At 60.1% G+C, this 19,186-nt stretch carries 21 protein-coding genes, 1 tRNA gene and 1 pseudogene; 13 read left to right on the forward strand and 10 right to left on the reverse strand.

Annotation, left to right across the window (positions count from 1 at the left end):
• A pseudogene (locus tag MOV76_RS16205) lies at positions 1 to 146 on the reverse strand (anthranilate phosphoribosyltransferase); the annotation flags it as partial.
• 8 nt (positions 147 to 154) lie between these two features.
• Positions 155 to 2,047, reverse strand: a complete 1,893-nt coding sequence (locus MOV76_RS16210; protein ID WP_115157517.1) for a peptidylprolyl isomerase — start codon at positions 2,045 to 2,047, stop codon at positions 155 to 157.
• A gap of 219 nt (positions 2,048 to 2,266) precedes the next feature.
• Here MOV76_RS16210 and MOV76_RS16215 point away from each other — a divergent pair, with 219 nt between their 5' ends.
• Entirely contained in the window at positions 2,267 to 2,548 is a 282-nt protein-coding gene (locus MOV76_RS16215) for a hypothetical protein (protein WP_026188395.1), read from the forward strand.
• 79 nt (positions 2,549 to 2,627) lie between these two features.
• Here MOV76_RS16215 and MOV76_RS16220 read toward each other — a convergent pair whose 3' ends face one another.
• Positions 2,628 to 2,882, reverse strand: coding sequence for a GlsB/YeaQ/YmgE family stress response membrane protein (locus MOV76_RS16220; RefSeq protein ID WP_018242084.1), 255 nt, complete (start codon positions 2,880 to 2,882; stop codon positions 2,628 to 2,630).
• A gap of 901 nt (positions 2,883 to 3,783) precedes the next feature.
• Here MOV76_RS16220 and MOV76_RS16225 point away from each other — a divergent pair.
• The 3 genes from MOV76_RS16225 (at position 3,784) to MOV76_RS16235 (ending at position 6,263) form a co-directional block, all read left to right on the forward strand.
• Entirely contained in the window at positions 3,784 to 3,939 is a 156-nt protein-coding gene (locus MOV76_RS16225; protein WP_018445292.1) for a hypothetical protein, read from the forward strand.
• Positions 3,940 to 4,456: 517 nt separating this feature from the next.
• Positions 4,457 to 5,338 carry a transglutaminase family protein gene (locus MOV76_RS16230; RefSeq protein ID WP_028733729.1) on the forward strand — a complete coding sequence of 294 codons (882 nt, stop codon included), beginning with the start codon at positions 4,457 to 4,459 and terminating at the stop codon, positions 5,336 to 5,338.
• Positions 5,339 to 5,435: 97 nt separating this feature from the next.
• Positions 5,436 to 6,263, forward strand: coding sequence for a transglutaminase family protein (locus MOV76_RS16235; RefSeq protein WP_018242079.1), 828 nt, complete (start codon positions 5,436 to 5,438; stop codon positions 6,261 to 6,263).
• Between the two features lie 18 nt (positions 6,264 to 6,281).
• Here MOV76_RS16235 and MOV76_RS16240 read toward each other — a convergent pair whose 3' ends face one another.
• Positions 6,282 to 6,503 carry an alkylphosphonate utilization protein gene (locus tag MOV76_RS16240; protein WP_018242078.1) on the reverse strand — a complete coding sequence of 74 codons (222 nt, stop codon included), beginning with the start codon at positions 6,501 to 6,503 and terminating at the stop codon, positions 6,282 to 6,284.
• A gap of 575 nt (positions 6,504 to 7,078) precedes the next feature.
• On the reverse strand, positions 7,079 to 7,804 hold the full coding sequence (locus MOV76_RS16245) for a 3-keto-5-aminohexanoate cleavage protein (protein ID WP_193442278.1): 726 nt from the start codon (positions 7,802 to 7,804) through the stop codon (positions 7,079 to 7,081).
• 482 nt (positions 7,805 to 8,286) lie between these two features.
• Between MOV76_RS16245 and MOV76_RS16250 the strand changes: the two genes are divergently transcribed.
• Positions 8,287 to 8,568, forward strand: a complete 282-nt coding sequence (locus tag MOV76_RS16250; protein ID WP_247264886.1) for a hypothetical protein — start codon at positions 8,287 to 8,289, stop codon at positions 8,566 to 8,568.
• 119 nt (positions 8,569 to 8,687) lie between these two features.
• Positions 8,688 to 9,020 (forward strand): hypothetical protein, encoded by a 333-nt coding sequence (locus MOV76_RS16255; protein WP_247264887.1) that lies wholly within the window; start codon positions 8,688 to 8,690, stop codon positions 9,018 to 9,020.
• Positions 9,021 to 9,553: 533 nt separating this feature from the next.
• On the opposite strand, the gene MOV76_RS16260 is transcribed toward MOV76_RS16255, so the two are convergent.
• Together MOV76_RS16260 and MOV76_RS16265 are read right to left on the reverse strand one after the other, a co-directional pair.
• Positions 9,554 to 9,643: transfer RNA gene (locus MOV76_RS16260), tRNA-Ser, on the reverse strand.
• Between the two features lie 77 nt (positions 9,644 to 9,720).
• On the reverse strand, positions 9,721 to 9,942 hold the full coding sequence (locus MOV76_RS16265) for a hypothetical protein (RefSeq protein ID WP_247264888.1): 222 nt from the start codon (positions 9,940 to 9,942) through the stop codon (positions 9,721 to 9,723).
• On the opposite strand from MOV76_RS16265, the gene MOV76_RS16270 reads away from it, so the two are divergent.
• Positions 9,935 to 10,261 (forward strand): GYD domain-containing protein, encoded by a 327-nt coding sequence (locus MOV76_RS16270; protein ID WP_165403090.1) that lies wholly within the window; start codon positions 9,935 to 9,937, stop codon positions 10,259 to 10,261. The genes MOV76_RS16265 and MOV76_RS16270 overlap by 8 nt on opposite strands.
• A 91-nt stretch (positions 10,262 to 10,352) precedes the next feature.
• Here the strand turns inward: MOV76_RS16270 and MOV76_RS16275 are convergent, their stop codons facing one another.
• Both MOV76_RS16275 and MOV76_RS16280 read right to left on the reverse strand, forming a co-directional pair.
• Positions 10,353 to 10,556 (reverse strand): hypothetical protein, encoded by a 204-nt coding sequence (locus MOV76_RS16275; RefSeq protein WP_028733723.1) that lies wholly within the window; start codon positions 10,554 to 10,556, stop codon positions 10,353 to 10,355.
• Between the two features lie 116 nt (positions 10,557 to 10,672).
• Complete coding sequence (locus tag MOV76_RS16280; protein WP_130716416.1) at positions 10,673 to 11,182, reverse strand: hypothetical protein; 510 nt, start codon at positions 11,180 to 11,182, stop codon at positions 10,673 to 10,675.
• 395 nt (positions 11,183 to 11,577) lie between these two features.
• Between MOV76_RS16280 and MOV76_RS16285 the strand changes: the two genes are divergently transcribed.
• The 4 genes from MOV76_RS16285 to MOV76_RS16300 all read left to right on the forward strand — a co-directional run bounded on the left by MOV76_RS16285 (position 11,578) and on the right by MOV76_RS16300 (position 15,785).
• Positions 11,578 to 12,672, forward strand: coding sequence for a septal ring lytic transglycosylase RlpA family protein (locus MOV76_RS16285; protein ID WP_113543492.1), 1,095 nt, complete (start codon positions 11,578 to 11,580; stop codon positions 12,670 to 12,672).
• A gap of 71 nt (positions 12,673 to 12,743) precedes the next feature.
• Complete coding sequence (locus tag MOV76_RS16290) at positions 12,744 to 13,937, forward strand: D-alanyl-D-alanine carboxypeptidase family protein (protein WP_018242068.1); 1,194 nt, start codon at positions 12,744 to 12,746, stop codon at positions 13,935 to 13,937.
• 133 nt (positions 13,938 to 14,070) lie between these two features.
• Positions 14,071 to 14,751: a dTMP kinase gene (gene tmk, locus MOV76_RS16295; RefSeq protein ID WP_018242067.1), complete on the forward strand. Its 681-nt coding sequence runs from the start codon at positions 14,071 to 14,073 to the stop codon at positions 14,749 to 14,751.
• 8 nt (positions 14,752 to 14,759) lie between these two features.
• Positions 14,760 to 15,785 (forward strand): DNA polymerase III subunit delta', encoded by a 1,026-nt coding sequence (locus MOV76_RS16300; protein ID WP_018242066.1) that lies wholly within the window; start codon positions 14,760 to 14,762, stop codon positions 15,783 to 15,785.
• Between the two features lie 39 nt (positions 15,786 to 15,824).
• Here the strand turns inward: MOV76_RS16300 and MOV76_RS16305 are convergent, their stop codons facing one another.
• A complete protein-coding gene (locus tag MOV76_RS16305) occupies positions 15,825 to 16,613 on the reverse strand; it encodes a sulfite exporter TauE/SafE family protein (protein ID WP_018242065.1) in 789 nt (262 codons plus the stop codon).
• Between the two features lie 234 nt (positions 16,614 to 16,847).
• Here MOV76_RS16305 and metG point away from each other — a divergent pair, with 234 nt between their 5' ends.
• Together metG and MOV76_RS16315 are read left to right on the forward strand one after the other, a co-directional pair.
• Complete coding sequence (gene metG / locus MOV76_RS16310; protein ID WP_018242064.1) at positions 16,848 to 18,398, forward strand: methionine--tRNA ligase; 1,551 nt, start codon at positions 16,848 to 16,850, stop codon at positions 18,396 to 18,398.
• Between the two features lie 4 nt (positions 18,399 to 18,402).
• Positions 18,403 to 19,185 carry a TatD family hydrolase gene (locus MOV76_RS16315; protein ID WP_018242063.1) on the forward strand — a complete coding sequence of 261 codons (783 nt, stop codon included), beginning with the start codon at positions 18,403 to 18,405 and terminating at the stop codon, positions 19,183 to 19,185.
• Position 19,186: the final 1 nt, after the last annotated feature.

Here is a 19,186-nt window from a genome sequence, read left to right on the forward strand (position 1 = left end):
CGCACGCGCAGCGCCATCAGGAAGCCGCCGATCTGCGAGGGCGTCGCCTGGCCCGACATCAGGATGTCGAAGGCGGCTCGGGCCTCCTCACGCGTCAGCGGCTCGCGGCTTGCGGCCTTGGCCAGGAACGGCTTCAGATCGGTCATAGAGCCTCCTAGCGGACCGTCGCCTGTTCGGCGAGGGACTGGTTGATCTGCGCACCGTATTGCGTCTGCAACAGGTTGACCATCTGATCGAGAATATCATCGCCGGCGGCATTGGCCATGGCTGTGATCTGGGCATCGCGGTTGTTCAGCACATCGCCGGTCGGCTGGGTGTTGACCTCCGTGACCTTCAGCAGGATCTGCGTCGAGGGATCGGCGCCGACAGCACTTGCGACCGTGTCGACGGGGCCGGAGAAGGCGGCGGTGATGCCTGCCCGGCCGAGGACTGCATCATCGGTGGAGCGGGTGACGCCGCTCTTGCTCTCGACGGCGATGCCAAGCGGCGTCGCGATATCGGCAAGTGCCGTGCCCTTGGCCGCTTCGGCTTTCAATTCAGCGGCCTTCTTGGCGAGCTCGGCCTTCTGCTGCTCCGCCGTCCAGTCTTCGACGGCCTTTTCGTGCACCTCGGCCACCGGGCGCTCGCGGTCCGGCGTGATTTCGCGGACGTTGAACCAGACATAGCCGTCATTGCCGATCGGCAGCGGCGGCGCATCGACGCCGACCTCGGTCTTGAAGGCTTCGCCGAGCAGCTGCTGCTTGGCGGGGAGATCCTTGACCTCCTTGCCGTCCTTGTCGGCGCCGGTCATATCGACGGCGTCGACGGCCACGGCGGTGAGCTTCAGCTGGCCGGCAATATCCTCGAGCGTGGAACCGCCCGCGCGCAGGTCCTCGATGCGATCGTGAACGTTGATCACTTCCTGAGAGGCATTGGAGAGTGCTAGCTGCTTGCGGATATCCTCCTTCACCTCGTCGAAATTCTTCGTCGTTTCAGGCTTGATGTTGGTGACGCGCAGGATGACGGGGCCGAAGGAGCCATCGACGACAGGCGTCGTGCCGCCATCGCGCGAAACCGCAAAAGCCGCATCGGCAACGGCCTGGTCGGGAACCTTGTCCTTGGTGAACTCGCCGAGCAGCACGTCGCTTGCCGTCTTGCCCTGGTCGGAAACCAGTTGGTCGAAGCCGGTGCCGCTCTTCAGCGCCGTTTCGGCGGCGGCGGCGAGATCCTTGCTGGTGAAGGTCAGTTGTTCGATGGTGCGGCTTTCCGGCGTGCGATAGGTATCCTTGCTCTTGTCAAACGCTTCGTGGATCTGGTCGTCGGTGACGGTCGCCGCATCGGCGATATCGGCGGGCTGCAGCTTGAGATAAATGAGCTTGCGGTATTCCGGCGCCCGGTAGCGCTGCTTGACGCCATTGAACCATGTCGCCAGCACGTCGTCGGCAGGCGCCTTGATCGGCTCGATATTGGCGTTGGTCAGCAGCAGGTAGTCGATACTGCGGCTTTCATCGCCATAGAGTTTCAGGGCATCGACCAGCGTCTTCGGGGCCGTGAACCCGTTGGAGATGGCATCGACCACCTGGCTGCGGACAGCGACCTTGCTGCGCTCCTTGATGTAATCGTCCTGGCGGATGCCGGCATTGCGAAGACGCGAGACGAAGAGCTCGCGGTCGAACTGGCCGTTGACCGCCTTGAACGCCGGATCGTCGGCGATCAACTGGGCGAGGCGATCCTGCGACAGGCCAAGGTTCATGTCTTCGGCGAGCTGGTCGAGCGAGGCGCCTGCGACGAGCTGGGCGAGCACCTGCTGCTCGATGCCGAAGGCGCGGGCCTGCTCGGGGGTGAGGCGCGTGCCGAACTGCTGGCTGACGCTTGCCACCTGGCGCTGATAGGCGAGGTGGAATTCGTTGACGTCCACATGCTGATCGCCGACGGTCACGACCGTGGTGCTGTTGCTGCCCGTTATCAGCGACCGGGAGACGCCCCAGATGCCGAAGGACGCGACCAGCAGAAGCATCAGCAGCTTGGCGACCCAGGTCTGAGCGGCCCTTCTCAGGATATGGAACATAGAAACGCAAACCTCGCAGTATCATTGACCCGCGCGCGGGCAGACATTCGACGTTCCTTAAAACAAACCCGACAGGAAATGAAGGGTTTGTCACGCGAAAAGCTGCGCGGACCGGCGGCAGCGCGGCAGCAGCTTTGCGGCGAACAAAAGATCGGCTCCAACGGAACCTTTTTGGCCGCCATTTCGTTGAAGCGGCATCCCATGAAACAGGAGCAGACCATGGCAGAATTGAAAACCGCTTCCGCCGAATCCACCGCTGCGCGCGTCAAGGCTGACATAGCAGCAGACGATCTGTCGGCGCAGGTCGCAGCCCTTCGCAACGATCTTTCCCGGCTGACGGAAAGCGTGGTGGCGCTGGGGCAGGGGGCGAAGTCGGCGGTTACCGACGAGGCTTCGCTGATGACGGAGCAACTGCGCGACAAGGTGCGCGAAGAACCGCTCATGGCACTCGCGGTGACGGCAGGCATTGCCTACGTGTTCGGCCTGCTCAGCCGCCGTTGAACGGGAATATAGGGTGAAGAAAGGCCGGACGTCATGAACGCCCGGCTTTCAATATTTCCGATGACGGCAAAAGCTACCGTCAACGGCGGATGACGCGCCCGATCGCGATCAAGATGCAGGCACCGACGAAACCGGTGATCAGATAACCCAGCCAACCGGCGAGCGGCTGGATGTGCAACAAACCCAGGATCCAGTTGGCGACAATCGCGCCGATGATGCCGAGCAATATGTTCATGAGCAGGCTCATGCTGCTGCGCATGGCCTTTTCCGCCAGCCATCCGGCGACACCGCCGATAATGATGGCTGCAATCCAACCCACGCCTGCGTCTTCCATGGTTATCTCCCTCCTGGCAAAACGAGTCACAGAATGCACGAAACGAAAGGAAGTTCCACTCCCAGTTACTGAGATTGCTTGCAGGTTCAGCAACTTATGTGACTCACGGCTGCAGCAAGGTGACCGGAGAGTTCAGCGCGTGGGCGGCAATCTGGAAGAGCAGGCCGGCAATGGCGAGCATTGCGAATCCGAAAGGCATGATCAGGCTTTTGCTAAACATCTTTCCTCTCCCCTTTTGCGTAAAGCATAAGCGGAAGCGGAAGGAGCGCAACTATATTGTTAACAGATAGTTAAGCCTCACAATTGATTAAACTTTAACACATTTTTTATTGTCGTAATACTTTCGGATGTCGAAACACTTCTTCTTCACGCTTCCCGTGTTTGCTGACGGATCTTCGGCGATCTATGCTCGCCAGACCTTCCGGTCTACGCCGCCTGATCAACGCCGACTGCAGACGCAATAGCACTTGGTGCTGCCATCTCTCCGGATCGCAAACTGGGTCGGCGATGGTCAAGTGATCGAGCGCCTCAAGCCCAATCCACCTCCGGCTGGCAATCAGGTCCGGTGGACGATCAACATGAAGAAGAGGAAGGATGCTGTTGCGACCGTCGCAGCGAAGGCAATCTGATAATCCATGTCGTTAACCCCGGTTTGGATAGCTCCCGTTAACGCCGATCCGCGTCATGGAGTTCCATACCGCCAGTTCGCGCTTATCTCCTGCGGATTGATTTTGGCGAGGAGTGCATCATTTTCTCTAGAATAGGATGATTTTAGGCCCAGTCGGCCTAAAATCTGAATCCTGTTCTAAATTAAGAGTTAGAGCATGATGTCGTCCGAAAACCGCTCACACTTTTCGGCATCATGCTCTGAATCGCCATTCAATCCGGGGGAAAACACTTGATGCCAAAAGCTGCAATCGCCATCGCCTGCATCTGCCTGCTGACACTTTCCGGTTGCGGCAATACCGCATACGGGCTGAAGAAGGATGGACAGGAAGCGAGCCACGCCATGGACAACGCGACCCATCGGGTGCTTTCCGCCGGCGCAAAGAAGTGACGCAGGCGACAGAATAAAAAAGCCCGCCTGGGGTGAGGCGGGCTTAGAATAACAGGGAGAATGGACGGATAGACTCCGTCTCAGCTAATAAAGCACTTTCTTAAACGTGTGGCTTTACGTCATTCGACGTAACCGCGACCGGCAACGATCCGATGCGCACCATGATTCAAAATTGAATCAGAGATATCCGGATCGAATCAATGATATTGGGATCAGATCAGAAGTTGCCCCAGTTTTGAGCGCGGGCACGGGCGCGAATAATCCGGTATTCGCGACCGCCATAGAGCGAGCCGATTGTCAGCAGAAGCGTCAGAACGTCCCAGATGATATGCATGTTATCCTCTTAGGTTGGACGGCCCTGCCGTCGATCGGTTGAAGATACAATAGCAATCTTTCGAATGTGCTTATATGACAAGAAATCGGGATGAGCGGGAAAGCGGGCAGGGCGCTTCCGCAGAGGAGGGGCGGCATCGCCGTCTTGGAGCAGCAAAGTGAACAGATTACCGGACGGCGGCTCATGACGATTTTCTCCGTCCGCCACATCACGTCCTATCGTTACGTCAGGGAGGTCGAATTCGGCGAGCACCGCTTGATGTTCCGACCGCGCGACAGTTTCGACCAGCGGCTGATCGAAGCGTCGTTGACGATCTATCCTGAGGAAAGTCATGTGCGCTGGATCCACGATGTTTTCGGCAATTGCGTGGCGCTCATCAATATTTCGAGGCCGGCGTCCGAGCTTCGTTTCGAAACCTGGATCACGCTCGATCATACGCCGCAGGTCGCCCTGGATCTCAAGGTCGACGACGAGGCCCTGACCTATCCATTCTCCTACGACAAGGATGAGATTGCCGATCTGACGCCGGCGATGCAGCGCCATTATCCCGATCCGAACGACGAGGTCGGACGCTGGGCGCGCCAGTTCGTGCGCGTTGGACGTCCGACGGAGACCGGGCACCTGCTGATGACGCTCTGTTATGCCATTCGGGAAAGCTTCGTCTATGCGCGGCGCCAGGAACATGGGACTCAGACGCCGGTGCAGACCTTGCAGCTTCGTTCCGGCACCTGCCGGGATTTTGCGCTGCTGATGATGGAGGCGGCACGCGTCCTCGGCCTCGCGGCGCGGTTCGTCACGGGTTATGTCTATGTTCCCGACCGGGACGGCTCCACCGTGCTCGGCGGCGGTTCGACGCATGCATGGTGCCAGATCTATCTTCCCGGCGCCGGCTGGACGGAGTTCGATCCGACCAACGGCATCGTCGGCAACCGCGATCTCATTCGTGTCGCCGTTGCCCGCGATCCGCGCCAGGCAGTCCCGTTGAGCGGCAGTTATGACGGGGATGGGAAGGATTTCGACAGCATGACGGTGCAGGTGAACGTCACCACAAGGCAATCTGGCTAGCCAGGCGGTGACAGTCCCGGTCTTGCGGGAACCGGGTAGCGCGATCAGCGTTCCCTACTCACCTCTGCCAATGCGGAGACGCGACAAGGAAGCCACCATGAAGATACGCGCCGGGTTTCATCTGGGCTACGAATGCATGCAGCCAACGCCAATGCTGCTCGTCCTCAATATCCACCCATCCCGTCGTGCCGATCTTCTCAGCGATCAGATCCTGACATTCGACCAGCCGATCGAGGCCTGGAGCTATACTGATGTGTTCGGCAATGCCTGCAGCCGGATCGTCGCCCCGCCGGGCCTGACGACGATCTCGACGGAGTTCGAGATCTACGACAGCGGTCAGCCCGACATCGTTCCCGACGATGCCGTCCAGCACGCGATCAATGACCTGCCAGATGATGTGCTGGTCTTCCTGCTTGGCAGCCGCTATTGCGACACCGACAGGCTTGCCGATTTTGCCTGGGCCACATTCTCATCGACGCCGCTCGGCTGGGCGCGTGTCCAGGCGATCTGCGATTTCGTCCATGACCACATCACCTTCGATTACCTGAAGGCGGACGTTCTCCGGACCGCGCATGGCGGCTTCACCGATAAGGCGGGCGTCTGCCGCGACTTTGCCCATCTCGCCATCGCGCTTTGCCGATGCATGAATATCCCAGCCAGATATTGCACGGGCTATCTCGGTGATATCGGCGTTCCGATCGATCCCAATCCAATGGATTTCAGCGCCTGGTTCGAGGTGTTTCTCGGGGGGCACTGGCATACGGTCGATGCCCGCCACAACACGCCGCGCATCGGCCGGATCCTGATGGCGACCGGGCGCGACGCCACCGACGTCGCCATGTCGACGGCCTTCGGCCCGGCAACGCTTTCCCGCTTCGAGGTGATCACCGAGGAACTGCCGCAGGAGGCACTCAAGGACGATTGATGATGGGCAAGGGAGATCCTATGCCTTCTTCAAAAACTCGGTTTTCAGTACGAGGCCTTTGACCTGCTTGGTGTTACACTCGATCTCACCAGGATTGTCGGTCAGGCGAATGCCCTTGACCAGGGTTCCGCGCTTCAGCGTCTCCGAAGTTCCCTTGACCTTGAGGTCCTTGATCAGCGTCACGGAATCGCCGTCTTGAAGCTGAGTCCCGTTGCTGTCCTTTACAATGATGTCGGCCATGATGTCCCCGCAGTAATTCAAAGTGCTGCAGCGTCCTTTGCGCGTCTGAAAAGACGCACAGCGCTGTCGTGATCCGGACGGGAAATCATGTTGGCATGGGATAGTCAATGCGAAGGGGCCGGCCAGGCTGATCTTCAGTCCTACCCGACCCTTCTTCAATCAACTGATGCTCAGGCCTCCCGAACGCCGGCGATCCCTTACCGGCTGCGCTCAGTGCGCGGGGATAAATGAGCCCGGCACTCATCCGCCGCAGCCAAGCTCAGACCAAGGTCCGACCTGTCTCGGACTTCATGCCCATACTAACGCTTCGGCCGCTGCCATAGTTTTTGCGCCGGGGCGGAGTTTGCGGAGTTTTTGCTGTGACTAAGATTATTGTCGCCGGGATGATACTGGCACCGCTTATCTTCTGGGGTTCTATTGGCGTCCTCATATACTCGTATTTTTCGTGAATATTTATCAGGCGCCCCGAATTCCGAAAACTGGAAAGCTTCTATTCAGTTGTCATGGTTCTCGTTCGCGAGCAACGATCGGCCGGGATCAAGGGGACCGACGACGGCGAAAATTCGACAGTGGGATCAGTTCGATTGGCCGCGGAAGATTGCAACGGCCGCCGCGACCAATGCAGCATTGTCACTCGCAATCGTTCCATCCGGGAGGTGCTTACCATCTTCCAGGCCGATGCGGGTGGAATAGCGGCGTTCGCGCGCCGATCGGACGAACGGCCAGACAGTCCCGTCGAAGCCGTGCAGGAGGATCGGCCGATTGACGCGGCTGCGCTCAAGCACCTCGATGATGCCATCCCTGATATCGCATGCGCGCTGCAGATCCTGTTCGTCGTCAAGCTCGATCAACAGTCGAAAGACCCGCTCATGATCTTCGAGGCTGGTGTAGCGCTCCGCATCGGCGACCGATGCCAGCCCGACTTCAATCCCGACGCCCTTCTGCCGGAGCAGCTGGATGACACCAGGCGCATCGTCTTCCGACAGGTTCACCGACGCATAATCCGGCAGAACGCGCCAGCAGCGGATGCCTTCCCGCGTTTTCTCCCGATCGCCTTCGATCCAGGCGCCTGTGGACACACCGATCAGCGTTCCCGGACAGGCGCGGCGGATCGCGCCAAGCGTGTCGTCTACGGCGGCAAGGCTCTCCTTGCCGTCGGCTCCGCGCGGATGAATGTGGAGCTCCGCGGCACCCGCCGCGACCGAAGCGGCGGCATCGCGCACCATGGCATCGATCGTCAGCGGAATGAGCGGATGGAAATCCCTCGGCCGTGCGCCGTTGATGCAAGCTTGAACGATCATAAGGGAGCCTCGCGCTTGTTGGGCCGCTTAAGACACTGGGTATACCAAAATCTGGAAAATTCGAAGAACCTTGGCGCCGCCGCTATCACGGCTGTTTCCCCTGCTATTGTTGCAGCCCCAGTGATATCAAGTCAGCCGAGATAGGCGGCTGCTGGTTCTGGCCCAGGATCAAGCTGCGCGAACGCCGAGAACCTAAAGCGGCGCAAGGTTGCCGTGTCATGTCAGGACGTCTTTGCGACGCCGGCTCAGAGGACGGCCACGTGATCTCGTGGCAGCGACGTGACGTCAATCTGCCGCCCGACCCCATTCTTGAGTTAATGGCGGTCGCGTCCTGCCGCAGCCTGTACATCATCTCATCATCGACGCAAAGGTTGCCGGTCGGCCTTGGTCTTCTCTCGTTGCTGCATCCGCAATGCGGACGTTAGTTCCCAGCCTCGCCGTTCGCGGAGAACTCGATCTCACGACTCACCAATGACAATGGTGTGGCGTTTGTGGCGGTGCTGGCGATAGCCGGCGTCTGGTTGGCGGCTCGACCTGCATGGAGACAGGTCAAGCTCCTGAAGATCCAAACTGTCGAGCTAACGAGGGAGCGCCTGGCGGAGCGCTACAGGATGATTAGAGACGCAATCAAAGCATTGGAATGGGACCAGTGGGTACAGGAGCATCGATTGCATCCCGGCACGCCGGTAGACAAAGATGCTTTCGTGGAGGAGATGCTGGATACTTTTCGTAATCGAAAGAAAAGGCTTCACTTTGGTTTGTGAAAGAGGTGGCTAGACGCGGCGTTACAAGCCGCCGCGATGGCTAGATCAAGGCAGCGCCCATCCGTTCATCCTAGGTTAATGCTTATTAACCCAGGCTAGACGCCTGAAAGGATGCGCCGATGATGAAGAAACTTTTTCCCGCACTTGCAGCCGTAGTCCTGGCTGCATCTTTCGCCCTGCCGCTAAACGCCACACCGATCGTCGTGCCGAAAGCAGTGCCAATGCAGGCCGCCGACATCGAGCAGGTCAAACACCGCAGCCATGGCAAAAAGCATGCGAATGGCCACTGGAAGCACCAGCGATACGCTTACCGAGACTGTCGGTATTACGGCTCATGCTACCGTCCGCGGAACTATGGCTATCCCCGAAATTATGAATACCCCCACTACGGCTATCGCGACTATTACCCCTACCAACGTAGGTCAGGTGTGAGCCTGTATTTTAATTTCTAGCCGTCCGCGCAGGACGACGAGAAGTACGACACGGGCATCAGAGGTCGTTATTTCGGTACCGATCCGTCCAGTCGATCATCGGGGCGACAGCAAAACGGAAGCCCTCCCTTAGCGCTGTCAGCCTCACCCTCGGGCGGGGCTTTTTTTGCTGTCGGCGCCAGCAAAGAAAAAGGTCGGGGCGAATGCTCGCGCCGACCCTTCTTTGATTGCATCAGCACGGTGCCAGTACATCCGTGGTCACCAGCAAAAGCTATGGACTGAATCTATTCGCCTTGTAAATTTTTGCAAGGATTAGGGGGTGCCGAATTAGGGCTAGGTGAGGGAGGCTCAATACCCACGGTACGACGAGAAGTACGACTTAACACGAAGTCACCTTGTTTCTGGGCCGATCCGTCCAGTCGATCATCGGGGCGACGGCAAAACGGAAGCCCGACCACTGCGCGCCGGTTCCACTTGGATAGCATCCTATCGTTATGATAAGCGTACAATTTTTGGGCAGAAAGCGGAAATTATGCAGCAAATTCAATGTTGCATGGCGGAAGAGGTGGGATTCGAACCCACGGTACGGTTTCCCGCACGCCGGTTTTCAAGACCGGTTCCTTAAACCACTCGGACACTCTTCCATCTGATTGAAAAGGTGGTGAAATCAACATTTTGTTGATTTCTGCGAACCGGCTATTGCCGCCGATTTGCTACCCAATCACTCGATGGCTGGCTTTTTAGCAGCTTTGATAGCAGCGTCAACTTGCTCTGCAGCATTTGCCAGCATCTTCGCCGATCGCAGTTCCGGCGCATAAGCCTCTGCCTCTTTGCGAAACGAAACAGGCAGGGCGGCCTGTTCCGTACATTGGAAATGACTCGCGTTCGCCCCGGCTTGAGCGTTTACTGTGTTGTTCTGGCGGAGGAAACGAACCATGGCCATGTATCTCACGCGCTTCAGCTACACGCCCGAGACGTGGGCGCGAATGATCGAAAACCCCGAGGATCGCCGAGAGGCGGCACGCAGTTACATGGAGTCTGTGGGCGGAAAGCTCCATGGATTCTGGTACGCCTTCGGCGAGCGTGATGGTTGGAATCTGTGGGAGGCGCCTGATAACGTATCGATGGCGGCAGTCGCGCTTGCGATCGGTGCAGGAGGCGCGCTCAGCTCCATGGAGACCACTGTCCTCCTCAGCGTCGAGGATACGATCGAAGCCTTGGAAAAGGCGAAGTCTATTCGGTATCGTCCACCGGCAGCGTAGGTGGCGGTCCACCGATGTGGAAGAAGTGTTTCGCGCGGATCGCATTCCCCGGCGCAAGCTCTCCGTGAATTGCGCCGGAGACATGCGAGACCTAGCCCCCGTCAGATCCGAGGCCCTTCGGACCGTTGAGCTGGTTCATATCCTCGCAGAGAGAGCGAACCGCCTCCATCGTCACAGCGAGTGCCGACATCAGGATTGCGATGTCGTTGTCTTTATCTGGTTGGGAAAGCGCCAGAGATCGGGCATGCAGCTGTTGGCTGACCGTGTCGAGCTGCGTCAGGGTTTCATCGTTCATGGTGATCCTCCAAAGGTCTAAACCTTCAAAGCCTGCGGCGGCCATTTCGTTCCCATACAGCCACGAAGAGTCAAATACGCGATCCGCGTTGCATCATAGCCAGTCGGCGGGGTGACCTACCCATTCGGCTTGCGCAGGGGTGGAAGCCGCAGGTAGGGATTTTGGGGATCGTAGGGTCCCTTCGGTTCACCCTTGCCGGCCTTTACCAGATTGGGCACCAGCTTTCCCTTCGGCCCGAAAATATAGTCGATGCCGGCGCAGAGATGGGCGAGGGAGCGGTAGTTGAAATATTTGAACCAGTCGTCGGCGAGGAAGGCGGCTTCGTCCCACGTCTTTCCGCGGATGCGGTCATAGCCGGCCCGCTGCAGATAGGCTTCGCCTGTTCTCCTATCGACGGCGGCGCCGAGGCATAGGTTGCCGGTGATCAGCGACAGCCTGAGCACCTTGAGGGTTTCGGCATCCTTGTTCGGCAAGGGTTTCAAGGTCTCCGCAAGATAAAAATTCGTCGAGGGATCATTGGTCATCGTCTTGCGCCAATAGGCGGGGAAACTCTCCGTGGCGGCGCCGACCGCCGATGGGGCTGACATCACCACCAGCAAGATCAAGCTTTTGAAAATTCGGCCCATTCTTATGCCCCCAACCCGCGATGAGCGTGCATAGCGTCATATCGCCGGGATAGGCAAGGAGTGCCGCGCTGCCGCTCGCGAAATACGCGCAGACCGTGTTTCAATATGGAGCTTTTGGGGCATCCGGAAGCGCCCAGATGTTCACCATATGCCCCGCATCGGCACGATGATTTCCGGCCTCATTGCGGCGGCGGAAGGGTAGGCGGAAAGGGCTCGCGTTAGTGATTTATAAACCATAATCATTAGAATTGTCGCTATCGCTGCGAAATCGTTCGTAAATTTGCCATGAACTTAACAAGATTAAAGCCTCGTTAGGCGGGTGGGGATAAGGCGTTATTGGCCCAGGATGGGGCAAGGTTCCTTAACCATAACGATCTTTGAGCGGCGTGGGACATATGAAACTGGAATACGGGGCGGCGTCTTTCGCAACGACAGCACGGTGGCTGGCGATCTCGGCGATGTGTGCAACGGTTGCGGCGTGTGGCACGACGCAGGCAGTGCCGAAGAAAAAATCCCACGGCAAAGAATATTTCTCCGAATCCGAATATGGCGTGAAGGCGAGCCCGCGGGTCGCCACCGGCAACAATATCCCCAAGGGCGGCGGCCGCTACATCGTCGGCAACCCCTACGAGGTGAAGGGCAGGTGGTACTACCCGAAGGAAGACTTCGCCTATAACAAGGTCGGCGTCGCCTCCTGGTATGGTTCGGCCTTTCACGGGCGTCTAACGGCGAACGGCGAAGTCTACGACCAGATGCATCTTTCCGCCGCGCATCCGACCTTCCCGCTGCCGAGCTATGCGCGCGTCACCAATCTCGAAAGTGGCTCCTCCGTCATCGTGCGCGTCAACGATCGCGGCCCCTATCACGAAGGCCGTATCATCGACCTTTCCAACAAGACGGCCGATATGCTCGATCTGCAGCACAGCGGCACCGGCAAGGTGCGCGTGCAATATGTTGGCCGCGCCCGTATGGACGGCCACGACATGCCCTATCTGATGGCTTCCTACGTGCCGAAGGGCAGCCGTATTCCCGGCGTCAATCCGGAAGGCCAGATCGCAACCGGCGTGATGGTCGCCTCCAACAGCCGCAAGATCACCCGCGACCAGCTGCAGAGTTCGGAAGATTACGAGACGCCGGCCAACGTGCCGGTGCCGATGTCGGCAACCTCCTATGCCGGCTCGACGCCGAGCGCACGCTACAACGCAGCACCCGCTCTGGCACCGGCTGCCCATGTTCTGGTCGCGCCATCGCCGCCGTCCTTCAACAATGGCGCGCAGGCCATGGATCAGATGGTCGTACTGCCCGAGATCGGTCCGATGCCTTATGAGCGGCCTCAGAATTCGCTGGCGCTCGGCTACCAGGACGAAGAGGTGAAGACGGTGACCGTCGATCTCGCTTTCGATGCGGTGATGGTGCGCAATGACGGGCTGACGCAGGATTCGATCCTTGCCGCAGCCAAGCGTCATCAGGCCAAATCCGTCGCGCGCTGAGCATGGCATTGCATCGGATTCTCCCTGGCTCTAACCTCTCGACATACGCCGCTCCATAAATGGAAATTGCGATGCTGAAGCCTGCGCTTCGCCTGCTTGCATGCCTGATGCCGTTTGCCACCGGCGCGTTTGCAGCCGATGGCGGTGCCGCCGGTTTCGCTACCAAGGCGGCGCAGGCCTATATGATCGAGGCTGCCACCGGCACTGTGCTTCTCGCCAAGAACGAGGACCAGGGCTTTTCGCCGGCTTCGCTCGCCAAGCTGATGACGATGGATCTCGTCTTCGAGGCGGTGACGAAGGGCCAGATCACGCTCGATACCGAATATCCCGTTTCCGAATATGCCTGGCGCACGGGCGGCGCGCCGTCGCGGACGGCAACGATGTTTGCCAGCCTCAAATCGCACGTGCGCGTCGAGGACCTGATCAAGGGCGTCGCCATCCAGGGCGCCAATGACAGCTGCATCATCCTCGCCGAAGGCATGGCCGGTAGCGAGCAGCAATTTGCCGTGTCGATGACGCGCCGGGCCCACGAGCTCGGCATGGAGAAAGCTGAGTTCGGCAATTCCACCGGCCTTCCCGACGGCAAGAGCAAGGTGACGGCGCGCGAAATGGTCACGCTTGCCGCGACCCTGCAGCAGACCTATCCGAACCTCTATCCCTATTTTGCCCAGCCGGATTTCGAGTGGAACAAGATTTTCCAGCGCAACCGCAACCCGCTGCTCGGGCTCGATCTCGGCGCCGATGGGCTGGCGACCGGCTTTACCGAGGGCGAGGGGTATTCGATCGTCGCGTCGGTTGAGCGCGACGGCCGGCGGCTGTTTCTGGCGCTTGCCGGCATCGATTCCGACAAGGAGCGGACGGAGGAGGCCAAGCGGGTGCTCGAATGGGGGCTGACGGCCTTCGAAAACCGGCAGATCTTCGCCGAGAAGGAAGTGATCGGTGCCGCCAGCGTCTATGGCGGCACGGCACGCACCGTCGATCTCGTCGCCAAGGCGCCGGTCAGCGTCTATATTCCGATCAGCAATCCCGACCGGCTGTCGGCGCGCATCATCTATCGCTGGCCGCTGACGGCGCCGGTCAAGCCGGATACCCAGGCAGGCACGCTGAGGATTTTTGCCGGCAGCCGGCTGCTCAGGGAAGTGCCGCTCTATACCGTGCAGGCGGTCGGCGAAGGCTCGCTCAGCAGCCGGGCGGTCGACGCCGTGTTGGAACTCGGCGAATCGCTGTTCTTCTCCTGGCTCTGGGATAAGTCCGCGCCCGGCTAAAAGCCCGGTCCTTTCATGCAATTTGCCGGGAAAGGTGAATATGTCGCCGCGGCAAAAGGTTTTCCTACCTGATATCTTCGGATAGATAGAAGGAGCAGGGCGCGTGCGGCGCCTGGAATGCGGGAAGTTGTCATTGTCATCCGGTACGGGATTGTTCGTTACGTTTGAAGGCGGGGAAGGCGCTGGGAAATCCACGCAGATCCGCCGCCTCGCCGAGGCGCTGAAGGGCGAAGGTCACGACGTGCTGGTGACGCGCGAACCAGGCGGATCGCCGGGCGCCGAAGCGGTGCGCCATGTGCTGTTGTCGGGGGCTGCCGAAGCCTTCGGCACGCGAATGGAGGCGATCCTCTTTGCCGCGGCCCGCAACGACCATGTCGAAGAGGTGATCCGGCCGGCCCTTGCATCAGGCAAGGTCGTGCTCTGCGACCGCTTCATGGATTCCTCCCGGGTCTACCAGGGCGTCACCGGCAATCTCGAGCCCGATTTCATCGAGACCCTGCAGCGCATCGCCATCAACGGTGTCATGCCGGATTGCACCGTGATTCTCGACATCCCCGCCAAGGTCGGGCTGGAGCGGGCGCAAAAGCGTGCTGCGGCCGATGCTCCCGATCGCTTCGAGAAGGAGCGGCTGGAAACGCACGAGAAACGGCGCGAGGCCTTTCTCGATATCGCCGCCCGCGAGCCGGAGCGCTGCCACGTGGTCAACGCCATGCAGGCGGAAGAGACGATCGGCGCCGAGATCCTGGCGATCGTCAAACAGCTGCTATCGCCCGCAGGCCGTGCCCGAATGCCGGAAGCCGCACATCATGAGTGAGGCCCAGTATGAGTGAGGAAAGGCCCGGACTGCTCGACGGCGCCATCTGGCCGGGAGAAAATACCAGGCTGTTCGGCCATAAGGATGCGGAAGCCTTCCTCGCGCAGTCCTACCGGTCCGGCAAGGGCCACCACGCCATCCTGATCGAGGGGCCGGAAGGCATCGGCAAGGCGACGCTCGCCTTCCGCTTCGCCAATCACGTGCTCTCGCATCCCGATCCCGAGACAGCGCCGGAGACGATCGGCGATCCGGATCCTGCCTCTCCCGTCAGCCGGCAGATCGCGTCGGGCGCCTCGCACAATCTCCTGCACCTTGCCCGGCCGGTGGACGAAAAGACAGGCAAGGTGAAATCAGCGATAACAGTCGACGAGGTGCGCCGCGCCGGCAAATTCTTCTCGCAGACCTCCGGTACCGGCAACTGGCGGATCGTCATTATCGATCCGGCCGACGACATGAACCGCAATGCGGCCAACGCCATCCTGAAGATCCTGGAAGAACCGCCGAAGCGGGCGCTTTTCCTGGTGCTCTCGCATGCGCCGGGACGGCTGCTACCGACGATCCGCTCGCGCTGCCTGCCGCTGAAGCTGGCGCCGCTCGCCGACGATGAACTCGTCGCGGCCCTTGCCCATCTCGGCATATCAGGCGAAGGCGGGGCGGTGCTTTCGGCCGCCAAGGGCAGCGTCGGTGAGGCGCTGAAACTCTTGAACTACGGCGGCGGCGAGATCATCGCCGCCTATGACGAGATGCTATCCGCCGAGGGACCGACAGCACGCAAGGCAATGCATCGGCTGGCCGACGCGCTTTCGGGGAGGGAAAGCGACACGATTTTCGATTTCTTCGTCAGCCACGTCGGCGACGACATCATGAACCGGGCTCGCGTGGCAGCGGGCGAAGGGCAGATCACTGCTGCGGAGCGGCTGGCGCGGCTCTATTCCGAGATCACCGAACGGCTCACCGTTTCCGATGCCTACAACCTCGACCGCAAGCAGACGATCATCAGCATTCTCGCCGATATCAAGCAGCCAGGCCTCTAAAGCGCGTCACCGCTGATACTTTTCGGCACCATGCTCTGATCAGCCGGTCAACAGCTTCAATGCGACGACAGCAAGCGTGGCGGCAAGGACGATGCGGATGGTGCGTTCGTGCAGCTTCGGCGCCAGAAGGCTTCCAATGATGATGCCGGGGATAGAGCCGATCAGCAGGGCAAGCAGCATCGGCCAGTCGATCTCGCCGATCAGCCAATAGCCCGTGCCGCCGATCAAGGTCAGCGGTACCGCATGGACGATATCGGAACCGACGATCTCGCGCACATCGAGCCGGGGATAGAGGACCAGCAGGATCGTCACACCCAGCGCGCCGGCCCCGACCGAGGTCAAGGTGACGAGTACGCCGAGAACGAACCCGAGAATGACAGTGAGGGCGAGGATGGTCGTCGGCTTTGGCGGCGTTCGATCACCGATGGCGCGGCGCGCCAATTCGAGGATCGGGCCACGGAAGACCAGCATGATCGCGGTCATGACGAGAAGCCAGCCGAGCGCGGTGGTGATGGTATTGGTCACGCCGATGCTTTTGCGATCGACGCCTGCCAGCAGCCACAGCATCAGCAGGGCGGCCGGCAGGCTGCCGGCTGCGAGGCTGCCGACGATCTTCCAGTTGACCCGCCCATGCATGCCGTGAACGGCTGTGCCCGCCGTCTTGGTGATCGCCGCATAGAGAAGATCGGTGCCGACGGCAGTGGCCGGATGAACGCCGAAGAGCAACACCAGCAGGGGCGTCATCAGCGAACCGCCGCCAACGCCTGTGATACCGACGAGGGCGCCGACACACAGACCGGAAAGCGAATAGAGCGGCTCGAATGTCAAACAAGCGCCCCTGGCTGCGCGGGGCCGCGACAAATCCGGTAGATGAAAACTGGCACTTCGTTCTTGTCCCGCCCTCTTTCCCAAGACGGGTAGATTGGGCGAGAAGCCGAGTCAAGTTCACCACGCCAGCGTCTGGGAAATCATCGACAGCTGGAAAGTTGAGGTTTCGCTCGGCGGTGACATGCGCTAAGAGCGGCTGACCATTTTTATAGAGTTAGCCGGACATTGGCCGCCATGACAGACAAGACACCCTTCTACATCACCACCGCGATTTCCTACCCTAACGGTAAGCCGCATATCGGCCATGCCTATGAGCTGATCGCGACCGATGCGATGGCGCGTTATCAGCGCCTGGATGGCAAGGATGTCTTCTTCCTGACCGGCACCGACGAACACGGCCAGAAGATGCAACAGACGGCGCGCGCCGAAGGGATCACCGCGCAGGCGCTCGCCGACCGCAACTCCGGCGAATTCCAGGCGATGGCGACGCTGCTCAACGCCTCGAATGATGATTTCATCCGCACCACGCAGGAGCGTCATCACGAAACGTCGCGGAACATCTGGAAGCTGATTGCCGACAATGGCGACATCTACAAGGACAGCTATGCCGGCTGGTATTCGGTGCGCGACGAGGCCTATTACCAGGAAAACGAGACGGAGCTGCGCGCTGACGGCGTGCGCTACGGGCCGCAGGGCACGCCTGTCGAGTGGGTGGAAGAGGCAAGCTATTTCTTCAAGCTCTCCGAATACCAGGAAAAGCTGCTTGCGCATTACGAGGCGAACCCCGACTTCATCGGTCCGGCCGAGCGCCGCAACGAGGTGATCTCCTTCGTCAAGTCGGGCCTCAAGGACCTCTCGGTCTCGCGCACCACCTTCGACTGGGGCATCAAGGTGCCGAACGATCCGGCCCACGTCATGTATGTCTGGGTCGACGCACTGACCAACTACATCACCGCAACAGGCTATATCGAGGACAGGAACGGCCCGCGGGCGAAATACTGGCCGGCCGACGTGCACATCATCGGCAAGGACATCATTCGCTTCCATGCCGTCTACTGGCCAGCCTTCCTGATGTCGGCGAAGCTGCCGCTGCCGAAGCGGGTCTTTGCCCACGGCTTTCTGCTCAACAAGGGCGAGAAGATGTCGAAGTCGCTCGGCAACGTCGTCGATCCGGTCAATCTGGTGAACCATTTCGGCCTCGACCAGGTGCGCTACTTCTTCCTGCGCGAAGTGTCATTCGGCCAGGACGGCAGCTATAGCGAAGAGGCAATCGGAACCCGCATCAACTCCGACCTCGCCAACGGCATCGGCAATCTCGCCAGCCGCTCGCTGTCGATGATCGTCAAGAATTGCGACGGCAAGATCCCGGAATGCGGGGTCCTCAGCGACGAAGACAAGGCGATGCTGGCACAGGTCGATGCGCTGCATGCCTCGACCCGCGAAGATATGGGCAAGCAGCAGATCCATCGGGCGCTCGCCTCGATCATTTCGGTCGTCTCCGAGACCGACCGCTATTTCGCCGGCCAGGCGCCGTGGGCACTGAAGAAGACCGATCCGGAGCGGATGGGCACGGTGCTCTACGTGACCGCCGAAGTCGTGCGCCAGATTGCCATCCTGCTGCAGCCCTTCATGCCGGAATCATCCGGCAAGCTGCTCGATCTTGTTGCAGCACCTGCAGACAAGCGCGATTTTGCTGCCCTCGGCGAAGCCGGCCGTCTGGTTGCCGGAACGGCGCTCGAAGCGCCGACGCCGGTCTTCCCGCGCTACGTGGCTCCGGAGGCTTGAGGCCGTGTTGATCGACACGCATTGCCATCTTGATTTCGCCGACTTCGAGGCGGAGCGGGACGAGATCGTCGCGCGCGCCCATTCGGCCGGTGTTGCGCAGATGGTGACGATCTCGACGCGGGTGCGCAAGCTCGAGACGCTGCTTGCCATCACCGAGAAATATCCCTCGGTGTTCTGCTCGGTCGGCACGCATCCGAACAATGCCGACGAAGAGCTGGATATCCAGACGGAAGAGCTGGTGCGTCTCGCCAATGCCCATGAGAAGGTGGTGGCGATCGGCGAGGCCGGTCTCGATTATTTCTACGACACGCAGAAGCCTGAGGATCAGCAGACCGGCTTTCGTCGGCATATTGCGGCGGCGCGCGAGACCCGGCTGCCGCTCGTCATCCACAGCCGCAGCGCCGACGAGGACATGGCTGACATACTGACAGAGGAAAGCGGGAAGGGGGCCTTCCCCTTTATTCTCCACTGCTTCTCCGCCGGCCCGGAGCTTGCCAAGACCGGTGTCGCACTCGGCGGCTATATTTCCTTCTCGGGCATCCTGACCTTCCCGAAGTCGGAAGAGCTGCGCGAGATCGCCAGGACGATCCCGCATGAGCGGCTGCTTGTGGAAACAGACGCGCCCTATCTCGCGCCGAAGCGCTGGCGCGGCAAGCGCAACGAGCCGTCCTACGTCGTCAACACGGCAGAGGTGCTCGCCGATACGATCGGCCTGTCCTACGAAGAGGTCGCGCGGATCACGACGGAGAACGCTTTCCGGCTGTTCTCGAAGATGCCGAGGATCTAGC

It is taken from the genome of Rhizobium sp. PRIMUS64, from assembly GCF_023006465.1.
In the GTDB taxonomy this organism is placed as follows: Bacteria; Pseudomonadota; Alphaproteobacteria; order Rhizobiales; family Rhizobiaceae; genus Rhizobium; species Rhizobium leguminosarum.

Bases quoted from the DNA above. Each gene is read 5' to 3' on its own strand.
- MOV76_RS16270 (WP_165403090.1), top strand. From the start codon at position 9,935: ATGGCCATGTATCTCACGCGCTTCAGCTACACGCCCGAGACGTGGGCG.
- MOV76_RS16225 (WP_018445292.1), top strand. From the start codon at position 3,784: ATGCCAAAAGCTGCAATCGCCATCGCCTGCATCTGCCTGCTGACACTT.
- MOV76_RS16265 (WP_247264888.1), bottom strand. From the start codon at position 9,942: ATGGCCATGGTTCGTTTCCTCCGCCAGAACAACACAGTAAACGCTCAA.
- metG (WP_018242064.1), top strand. From the start codon at position 16,848: ATGACAGACAAGACACCCTTCTACATCACCACCGCGATTTCCTACCCT.
- MOV76_RS16215 (WP_026188395.1), top strand. From the start codon at position 2,267: ATGGCAGAATTGAAAACCGCTTCCGCCGAATCCACCGCTGCGCGCGTC.
- MOV76_RS16280 (WP_130716416.1), bottom strand. From the start codon at position 11,182: ATGGGCCGAATTTTCAAAAGCTTGATCTTGCTGGTGGTGATGTCAGCC.
- MOV76_RS16235 (WP_018242079.1), top strand. From the start codon at position 5,436: ATGAAGATACGCGCCGGGTTTCATCTGGGCTACGAATGCATGCAGCCA.
- MOV76_RS16245 (WP_193442278.1), bottom strand. From the start codon at position 7,804: ATGATCGTTCAAGCTTGCATCAACGGCGCACGGCCGAGGGATTTCCAT.
- MOV76_RS16220 (WP_018242084.1), bottom strand. From the start codon at position 2,882: ATGGAAGACGCAGGCGTGGGTTGGATTGCAGCCATCATTATCGGCGGT.
- MOV76_RS16240 (WP_018242078.1), bottom strand. From the start codon at position 6,503: ATGGCCGACATCATTGTAAAGGACAGCAACGGGACTCAGCTTCAAGAC.
- MOV76_RS16230 (WP_028733729.1), top strand. From the start codon at position 4,457: ATGACGATTTTCTCCGTCCGCCACATCACGTCCTATCGTTACGTCAGG.
- MOV76_RS16300 (WP_018242066.1), top strand. From the start codon at position 14,760: ATGAGTGAGGAAAGGCCCGGACTGCTCGACGGCGCCATCTGGCCGGGA.
- MOV76_RS16275 (WP_028733723.1), bottom strand. From the start codon at position 10,556: ATGAACGATGAAACCCTGACGCAGCTCGACACGGTCAGCCAACAGCTG.
- MOV76_RS16210 (WP_115157517.1), bottom strand. From the start codon at position 2,047: ATGTTCCATATCCTGAGAAGGGCCGCTCAGACCTGGGTCGCCAAGCTG.
- MOV76_RS16255 (WP_247264887.1), top strand. From the start codon at position 8,688: ATGATGAAGAAACTTTTTCCCGCACTTGCAGCCGTAGTCCTGGCTGCA.
- MOV76_RS16285 (WP_113543492.1), top strand. From the start codon at position 11,578: ATGAAACTGGAATACGGGGCGGCGTCTTTCGCAACGACAGCACGGTGG.
- MOV76_RS16290 (WP_018242068.1), top strand. From the start codon at position 12,744: ATGCTGAAGCCTGCGCTTCGCCTGCTTGCATGCCTGATGCCGTTTGCC.